This window comes from Streptomyces calidiresistens (assembly GCF_014141525.1).
Lineage (GTDB): Bacteria > Actinomycetota > Actinomycetes > Streptomycetales > Streptomycetaceae > Streptomyces > Streptomyces calidiresistens.
The window spans coordinates 1-8,726 of record NZ_VKHS01000155.1 but is presented as its reverse complement, the minus strand read 5'-3'; the positions used below and the strand labels follow the sequence as shown (position 1 = coordinate 8,726).

At 74.2% G+C, this 8,726-nt stretch carries 6 protein-coding genes; 4 read left to right on the top strand and 2 right to left on the bottom strand.

What is annotated here, in order from left to right; all coding sequences use genetic code 11:
* The first annotated feature begins 165 nt into the window (after positions 1 to 165).
* Positions 166 to 1,824 carry a catalase gene (locus tag FOE67_RS09295; protein ID WP_182662425.1) on the top strand — a complete coding sequence of 553 codons (1,659 nt, stop codon included), beginning with the start codon at positions 166 to 168 and terminating at the stop codon, positions 1,822 to 1,824.
* A gap of 352 nt (positions 1,825 to 2,176) precedes the next feature.
* Here FOE67_RS09295 and FOE67_RS09290 read toward each other — a convergent pair whose 3' ends face one another.
* Positions 2,177 to 4,528 carry a heavy metal translocating P-type ATPase gene (locus FOE67_RS09290; RefSeq protein ID WP_182662423.1) on the bottom strand — a complete coding sequence of 784 codons (2,352 nt, stop codon included), beginning with the start codon at positions 4,526 to 4,528 and terminating at the stop codon, positions 2,177 to 2,179.
* Between the two features lie 375 nt (positions 4,529 to 4,903).
* On the opposite strand from FOE67_RS09290, the gene FOE67_RS09285 reads away from it, so the two are divergent.
* From FOE67_RS09285 to FOE67_RS09275, 3 genes are all read left to right on the top strand, one after another.
* A complete protein-coding gene (locus FOE67_RS09285) occupies positions 4,904 to 5,704 on the top strand; it encodes a VOC family protein (RefSeq protein WP_182662421.1) in 801 nt (266 codons plus the stop codon).
* Positions 5,705 to 5,907: 203 nt separating this feature from the next.
* Positions 5,908 to 6,993, top strand: coding sequence for an ATP-binding cassette domain-containing protein (locus FOE67_RS09280; protein ID WP_182662419.1), 1,086 nt, complete (start codon positions 5,908 to 5,910; stop codon positions 6,991 to 6,993).
* On the top strand, positions 6,990 to 7,895 hold the full coding sequence (locus tag FOE67_RS09275; RefSeq protein ID WP_182662417.1) for an ABC transporter permease: 906 nt from the start codon (positions 6,990 to 6,992) through the stop codon (positions 7,893 to 7,895). The genes FOE67_RS09280 and FOE67_RS09275 overlap by 4 nt, the downstream gene beginning before the upstream one ends.
* 230 nt (positions 7,896 to 8,125) lie before the next feature.
* Here FOE67_RS09275 and FOE67_RS09270 read toward each other — a convergent pair.
* Positions 8,126 to 8,726 (bottom strand): MFS transporter (locus tag FOE67_RS09270; RefSeq protein WP_323384556.1); only part of this gene is annotated, 601 nt, incomplete at its 5' end.

Below are 8,726 nucleotides of genomic sequence, written 5' to 3'. Positions count from 1 at the left end.
GGCGGGACGCGCACGGCGCGTCCCGCCCCCCGCGCGCTCCGCGAAACGAATGAAACGGATGTGCCGAAAAGGTGAGCTTCCGCATCGGGGCCGGACAAACGGGTACGCGCGTCTCGCCCCCACGGTGTGAAACCAGTGGTCTCCGGTACGAAGGAAGCAAGAACAGTGACAGATGTAGCAGGTCAGGGATCCGCCTCCGACGACGACCGCCCGATCCTCACCAACCGGCAGGGTCACCCCGTCTACGACAACCAGAACCAGCGGACGGTCGGGGCGCGCGGCCCGGCCACCCTGGAGAACTACCAGTTCCTCGAGAAGATCAGCCACTTCGACCGCGAGCGCATCCCCGAGCGGGTGGTGCACGCCCGGGGCGTCACCACCTACGGCTACTTCGAGAGCTACGGCAAGTGGGGCGACGAGCCCATCAGCCGTTACACCCGCGCCAAGCTGTTCCAGGAGGAGGGCAAGCGCACCGACGTGGCCGTGCGCTTCTCCACCGTGATCGGCGGCCGTGACTCCTCCGAGGCCGCCCGCGACCCGCGCGGCTTCGCGGTGAAGTTCTACACCGAGGACGGCAACTGGGACCTGGTCGGCAACAACCTGGGCGTCTTCTTCATCCGGGACGCCATCAAGTTCCCGGACGTGATCCACTCCCTGAAGCCCGACCCGGTCTCGCACGAGCAGAAGCCCGGCCGGATCTTCGACTTCATGTCGCAGACGCCGGAGTCGATGCACATGCTGATCAACCTCTTCAGCCCGCGCGGCATCCCGGCCGACTACCGGCACATGCAGGGTTTCGGGGTGAACACCTACAAGTGGGTCAACGAGGAGGGGAACACCGTCCTGGTCAAGTACCACTGGATGCCCAAGCAGGGCGTGCGGAGCATGACCGAGGAGGACGCGGCGGCCGTCCAGGCGGGCGAGCTGGGCCACGCCACCAAGGACCTGTACGAGGCGATCCGGCGCGGGGACTACCCGGAGTGGGAGCTGCGGGTCCAGATGATGGAGGACCACGAGCACCCCGAGCTGGACTTCGACCCGCTGGACGACACCAAGACCTGGCCGGAGCAGGAGTTCCCGCCCAAGGCGGTGGGCCGGATGGTGCTGGACCGCACCGTGAGCAACTACTTCGCCGAGAACGAGCAGATCGCCTTCGGCACCGGCGTGCTGGTCGACGGCCTGGACTTCTCCGACGACAAGATGCTGGTCGGCCGGACCTTCTCCTACAGCGACACCCAGCGCTACCGGGTGGGCCCGAACTACCTCCAGCTGCCGGTCAACCGGCCGAAGAACGCCACCGTGCACACCAACCAGCGCGACGGGCAGATGGCGTACGACCAGGACGGGCACGGGGAGAACCCGGAGGTCAACTACGAGCCCTCGATCACCGGCGGCCTGCGCGAGGGGACCTACCCGACGGCGGACGAGCAGGGCCCGGAGATCCGGGGCCGGCTCACCCGCAAGCGCATCCCGCGCACCAACGACTACCTCCAGGCCGGCCAGCGGTTCCGGCTGATGGAGGACTGGGAGCGGGACGACCTGGTGAAGAACTTCATCGACCTGATCTCGCAGGCGGACCGGGCGGTGCAGGAGCGCATGGTCTGGCACTTCCTGCTGGTGGAGAACGAGCTGGGCCTGCGGGTCGGCGAGGGCCTGGGCATCTCGCCCAAGGACGTCGCCCACCTGGAGCCGCTGGCCTCCCAGGACCTCACCGACGAGGACCGCAAGCGGCTGGAGAACCTGGGCGAGAACCCGCCGCGGGACGTCTCCGGCCTGACCATGACGCACTGCGTCCCCAACGAGCGGCACGTCGTCACCCGCTGACGGCCCCCGCCGGCGGACCGCGGCGATCACCCCGGGCGGTGTTCCGGGACCTTCGGGTCCCGGAACACCGCCCGTGCCGTTTTCCGGTCGGGGTGAGCGGCCGGGGCGCGGGCCCCGGCCGGTTGACCCACTCGCACGTGTTCACGTCGAAGCCCTGCACGTGTCGGGGGCGAGCGGTCGGGACGGGAAGGCCCGCGGGCGCGCGCGGCGGCCCGTGGCCCGGCGGCCGGGATCGGTGATCCGGGGGCCGACCGGACGGCCGGACCGGGCGCGGGGGCGGCCACCTCCCGGAGGTGACCGCCCCCGGCCGGGACCGGGGCCGGGTTCGGGCCGCCCGGCCCGGGGAGGCCCGTCAGGCGGCGGCGCGGAAGGTGCGCAGCCGCAGGCTGTTGGCGACCACCGACAGCGAGGACAGCGCCATGGCCGCGCCCGCGATCATCGGGTTGAGCAGTCCGGCGGCGGCCAGCGGGATCGCCGCCGTGTTGTAGGCGAAGGCCCAGAACAGGTTGGTGCGGATGGTGAACAGCGTGCTGCGGGACAGCCGCACGGCGTCGGCCGCCGCCCGCAGGTCGCCCCGGACCAGGGTGATGTCGCCGGCCTCCATGGCGGCGTCGGTGCCGGTGCCCATGGCCAGGCCCAGGTCGGCCGTGGCCAGGGCGGCGGCGTCGTTGACGCCGTCGCCGACCATGGCGACCGTCCGGCCCTCGGCCCGCAGCCTGCGGATCACCTCGACCTTCTCCTCGGGCAGCACCCCGGCGATCACCCCGCCGTCGGCCGGGTCGATGCCGACCTGTCGGGCGACGGCCTCGGCGACGGTCCGGTTGTCGCCGGTCAGCAGCACCGGGCGCAGGCCCAGCTCCCGCAGGCGGGTGATGGCCTCGGCGCTGGTGGGCTTGATCGCGTCGGCGATCTCCAGCACGCCCAGGGCGGCACCGTCGCGGGCCACGGCGATGGCGGTGCGTCCGCCGGCCTCGGCGTCGGCGGCGGCCCGGGCCAGGTCGTCGGGCAGGTCCACGCCGTGCTCGGCGAGGAGTCGGGGACGCCCGACGAGCACCGCGCGGCCCTCGACCTCGGCGCGCACGCCCAGGCCGGGCAGGTTGCGGAAGCCGGTGACCGGGGCGAGCGGGCCGACCTCCCCGGCGGCGGCGGAGGCCACCGCGCGGGCGATGGGGTGCTCGGAGGCATCCTCGGCCGGGCCGGCCGCGCGCAGCACCTCGGCCCGGTCGGCGCCGGCCGCCGGGTGGACCGCCAGCAGGGTCATGGTGCCGGTGGTGACGGTGCCGGTCTTGTCCAGGACGACGGTGTCGGCGCGGCGGGTGTTCTCCAGCACCTCCGGGCCCTTGATGAGGATGCCGAGCTGGGCGCCGCGCCCGGTGCCGACCAGCAGGGCGGTGGGGGTGGCCAGGCCCAGGGCGCACGGGCAGGCGATGATCAGCACGGCGACGGCGGCGGTGAAGGCGGCGGTCGCGCCGGAGCCGTCGACCAGCCACCAGGCGAGGGTGCCGAGCGCGATCAGGATGACGATCGGCACGAAGACGGCGGAGATGCGGTCGGCGAGGCGCTGCACGGCGGCCTTGCCGTTCTGTGCCTCCTCCACCAGCCGCGCCATGCGGGAGAGCTGGGTGTCGGCGCCGACCCGGGTCGCCTCGACCAGCAGCCGGCCGGAGGTGTTGACGGTGGCTCCGGTGACGGTGTCGCCGGGGGCGACGTCCACGGGGACGGACTCGCCGGTGAGCATGGAGGCGTCCACGGCGGACTCGCCCTCCAGGACCCGCCCGTCGGTGGCGATCTTCTCGCCGGGGCGGACCACGAAGCGGTCGCCGACGACCAGTTCGGCGGCCGGGACGCGCCGCTCGACGCCGTCGCGCACCACGGTGACCTCGCGGGCGCCCAGTTCCAGCAGGGCGCGCAGGGCGGCGCCGGCGCGGCGCTTGGCGCGGGCCTCGAACCAGCGTCCGGCGAGCAGGAACATGGTCACCCCGGCGGCGACCTCCAGGTAGATGCCGGGTGGGGCGTGGCCGTGGTCGGCGCGCACGACGAACTCGAAGGGGTGGGTCATGCCGGGCTCGCCCGCGCCGCCGAAAAAGAGCGCCCAGATCGACCAGACCAGGGCGGCGACGGTGCCCAGGGAGATGAGGGTGTCCATGGTGGCGGCGCCGTGCCGGGCGTTGGTCCAGGCGGCGCGGTGGAACTGCCAGCCGCCCCACACCACGACGGGCGCGGCCAGGGTCAGGCACAGCCACTGCCAGTAGTCGAACTGCCAGGCCGGGACCATGGACAGCACGATGACCGGGACGGTCAGCGCCACGCTCACCAGCAGGCGGTGCAGCAGCGGATCGGGGCCCGTGCCGGTCCGCCCCGGGTCGGGGGCGGCGGGGTCGGCGGCCGGTGCCCCGGCCGCCGGCGGTGTCGGGGACGCCGGGGTGGGCGGCGGGAGGTGTTGGGCGGTGTAGCCGGTGGCCTCGACCACGGCGATCAGATCGGCCACGGAGACGCCGGCGGGATGCTCGACCCGGGCCTTCTCGGTGGCGTAGTTGACGGTGGCGCTCACCCCCTCCACGCGGTTGAGCTTGCGCTCCACCCGGGCGGCGCAGGAGGCGCAGGTCATGCCGCCGATGGCGAGTTCGGTCCCGCTGTCGCCGGTGCCCGGGTCGGGGCTCCCGGCGGTGCCGGGGGCGGTATCGGCTGCCGTGCCGGTGGTCATGTCGAAACACTCTCCTCGCGACGGTCGTGCGCTTCCAGCATACTCGCCATACCCCCATGGGGTATCCATACCCCCTGTATACCCCTATGGGGTATGGGAGGCAACCCCGGCGCCCCGGGGTTCTCCGTCCCGCCGACATCCCCGGAGCCGTCCCGGCGCCCCTCGGGTGCCGTCTCCTCCCGCGGGCTGCCCGGAGCGCGGGCGACTGTCGGTGGCCGGTGCGATCCTGGGGACAGGACGGGACACCCGGAGGCCGGCGGGCGTCGGATGGCCCGTCGGGACCGCGGCCGAGCCCCGGCCGGATCCGACGGGGGGCGCGGCGGCCCGCCCCGCCGGGCCCGGGCGTCCCACGGACGACCCCTGGAGGTTTCCGCCATGCTCACCACCGACTACGCCCCCGGTTCCCCGTGCTGGCTGGACCTCGGCGTCCCCGACGTCCCCGCCGCGCTCGCCTTCTACGGGGCGGTCTTCGGATGGGAGTTCGCCGACGCCGGTCCGGAGGCGGGCGGGTACGGCTTCCTGCGGCAGGACGGGCGCACCGTCGCCGGCATCGGCCCGCGCCGGGGCGGGGACGACCGCCCCTCCTGGACCCTCTACTTCGCCACCCCCGACGCCAAGGCCTCCGCCGAGGCCGTGGAGCGGGCCGGTGGCTCGGTGCGGATGCCGCCCATGGACGTCCTGGGGCTGGGCCGGATGGCGGCCTTCGCCGACCCCCAGGGGGCGGAGTTCTCCATGTGGCAGCCGGACCTGCTGGAGGGCCTGGACGAGGTGTCCATTCCCGGAACACTGTGCTGGACCGAGCTGTACACCACCGACGCCGCCGGGGCCGCCGACTTCTACCGCGCCGCCCTGGGCTGGGGCACCGAGGTCACCGACCTGCCCGGAGGGCGGGGCAACTACACCGTCGTCTTCCCCGGCACCCGGAAAAACGCCGGCCCCGAGCACGCCTGTGGCGGCATCATGCAACTGGCCGCCGAACACCTGGAGCCGGTGGGCGGTCCCTACTGGCAGCCGTACTTCGAGGTCGAGGAGTGCGACGCGGCGGTCACCCGGGTGCTCGCCCACGGCGGCGCCCTGCACCGGGAGCCCTCCGACCACGAGGGAGTGGGGCGGATGGCGCTGTGCGTCGACCCGGCGGGCGCCCTGTTCGCCGTGATCACCAGTTCCGAGGAGTAGCCCTCCGGGGAGCGGTCCGGGTCCCTCGCGGGGCCGGGCCCGGCAGGGGAGCCCTCCCGCTGGATCGGGGCCGGCGGCGTGCCGGCCGGGATCTCGCGCCCAAGGGGTGGGGGCCCCTTCCGGCGCGGCGCGCCGGGGCGGTCACCGCACACGAACCACCGGCACGACCCGGCACGACGAGCGAGGGGAAGGACCCGACCACCATGAAGGAACACCCCGACGGACCGGCCATCGAGACGATCGGCCTGGTCAAGAAATTCGGGGACACCAAGGCGGTGAACGGCGTGGACCTCACGGTCCGCCCCGGCACGGTCTACGGTGTGCTCGGACCCAACGGCGCCGGCAAGACCACCGTGGTCAAGATGCTGGCCACCCTCCTGCGACCCGACGGCGGCGAGGCCCGGGTCTTCGGCCGGGACGTGGTGCGCGACCCCGACGCCGTGCGCGGCCGGGTCAGCCTCACCGGCCAGTACGCCTCCGTCGACGAGGACCTGACCGGCACCGAGAACCTGGTCCTGCTGGCCCGGTTGCTCGGCCACCGCAGGGCGGACGCCCGGCGGCGGGCGGCGGCGATGCTCGACGCGTTCGGGCTCGGCGAGGCCGCCGACCGCCAGGCGAAGAACTACTCCGGCGGCATGCGGCGGCGCCTCGACATCGCCGCCAGCCTCCTCAACACACCGGACCTGCTCTTCCTGGACGAACCCACCACCGGCCTGGACCCGCGCAGCCGCAACCAGGTGTGGGACGTGGTGCGCACGGTCGTCGCCGCCGGCACCACCGTGCTGCTGACCACCCAGTACCTGGAGGAGGCCGACCGGCTCGCCGACCGCATCGCGGTCATCGACCGGGGACGGGTCATCGCCGAGGGCACCCCCGGCGAACTGAAGTCCTCGGTGGGCGCCGGCGCGATCCACCTGCGACTGCACGACACCGAACAGCGCGCCGAGGCCCGCGGTCTGCTGGAGAAGACCCTGCCGGGCGCCGAGGTCGAACTCGACTCCGACCCGGTGGCCCTCACCGCCCGGCTCACCGGCGACGGCAGCGCCGGCGCCGCGGCCGGACACGCCGCCCGCGCGCTGGCCGAACTGGCCGCCGCCGGCGTCACGGTCTCCGACTTCTCCCTCGGCCAGCCGAGCCTGGACGAGGTCTTCCTCGCCCTCACCGACGCGGAGCCCGGCACCGTCGCCGGCGCCGGTGCCGCCGGCCCGGGCGCGACGGGCGACGGCGCCCCGGCCGCCGGTGACGAAACCGACCGCAGCACCACGACCGTGAAGGAGCCGGCGGCATGAGCGCGCCCACGGACACCCGAGAGACCACCGCACCCGATCCGGCCGGCGCCGCGACCGACACCACCGCGGCCGGGACCAACGGCGCGGAGGGCACCCCCGCCACCGATCGGCTGCGGGAGCTGCTGATCACCGAGCACCGGCCGCCGCGGCCGAGCCCGTTCTCCGCATCGCTCGCCTTCGGCTGGCGGGCCATGCTCAAGATCAAGCACGTCCCCGAGCAGCTCATCGACGTCACCGCGTTCCCGATCATGATGACGCTGATGTTCACCTACCTCTTCGGGGGCGCGCTGGCCGGCTCGACGAGCGAGTACATCCAGTTCCTGCTGCCGGGCATCATGGCGATGAGCGTGGTGATGACCACCATGTACACCGGCGTGGCGGTCAACAACGACATCGAGAAGGGCGTCTTCGACCGCTTCCGCACCCTCGCCATCTGGCGGCCGGCGCCGATGGTCGGCTACCTGCTGGGCGACGCCTTCCGGTACACCGCCGCCTCGGTGGTGATCCTGGTGGTCGGCCTGATCCTGGGCTTCCGCCCGGCGGGCGGGCCGGTCGGGGTGGTGGCCGGCATCGCGCTGCTGGTCGGCTTCTCCTTCGCCTTCTCGTGGATCTGGACGATGTTCGGGCTGATGCTCCGCTCGGAGAAGTCCGTGATGGGCGTCAGCATGATGGTGCTCTTCCCGCTGACCTTCCTGAGCAACATCCTGGTCGAGCCGGAGACCATGCCGGGCTGGCTCCAGGCGTTCGTCAACGTCAACCCGGTGACCCACCTGGTGGAGGCGGTGCGCGGCCTGATGCACGGCGAGGCCGCCATGGGGGACATCAGCTGGGTGTTCATCGCCTCGGCGGTGCTGATCGCCGTCTTCGGCACCCTCACCATGCGGCTCTACAACCGCAAGTGACCCGCTCCGTCCCCGACCCGGCGCGGGCCGGGGACGGACCGCGAGCCGACCGCGCGGACGGCCGGGCCCCCACCGGGAAGGGGCCCGGCCGTCGCCGTGTCCGCCGCCCCGTCGCCCGGCCCCGCGCGGGCCGCGAAGGCCGGGTCACGGCCCCGCCGGCCCCGGGATCCGGCCGCGAACGGGGACGACCCGATGGGCCGACCTCCCGGCACCGGCGGGTTGGCGGAGGGTCACGCCCCGGCCCGGGCCGCGAACGGCCGCGAGGCGACCGTGACGGCCAGGGAGAGCCCGGCGACCACCGCCATCGCCCCGGCCGGCCCCACCACCTGCGCCACCGCGCCCGCGACCACCGCGCCGAGCCCCTGCCACGCCGGGCGGCCCGCGGCGTCCACCCCCTGCACCTGCCCCCGCTCCGCCTCCGGCGTCGCGGCCAGGAGCCGTTCCTGCAACGGCAGGCTCGCCGCGTACCCGAGGGAGGCCGCCAGGACCGCGGCGGCGAGCACCGCGGGCGGGGGGTCGAGGAGGAACAGCGGCCAGGGCGCGGCGAGCAGCAGCCGCAGCGGGAACGCGCTCCGCCGCCGGGCGCGGGCGGTGAACAGCCGTCCGACGAGCAGGTCCCCCGCCGCCGTGCCGATCGAGCCGGCCGCCAGGAGCAGCCCGGCGTGCTGCGGGGAGTGCGGGATGAACAGCGCGGAGCAGCCGGCCACCAGCCCGTTGGGCACCCACAGGTTCAGCAGCAGCACCCGTCGGCCGGGCCGGGAGAGCAACCGCCGGTTCACCGCCGCGGTGGCGCGCACGCCGGGGCGGGGGGAGCGCGGATCGGGCCCGGGC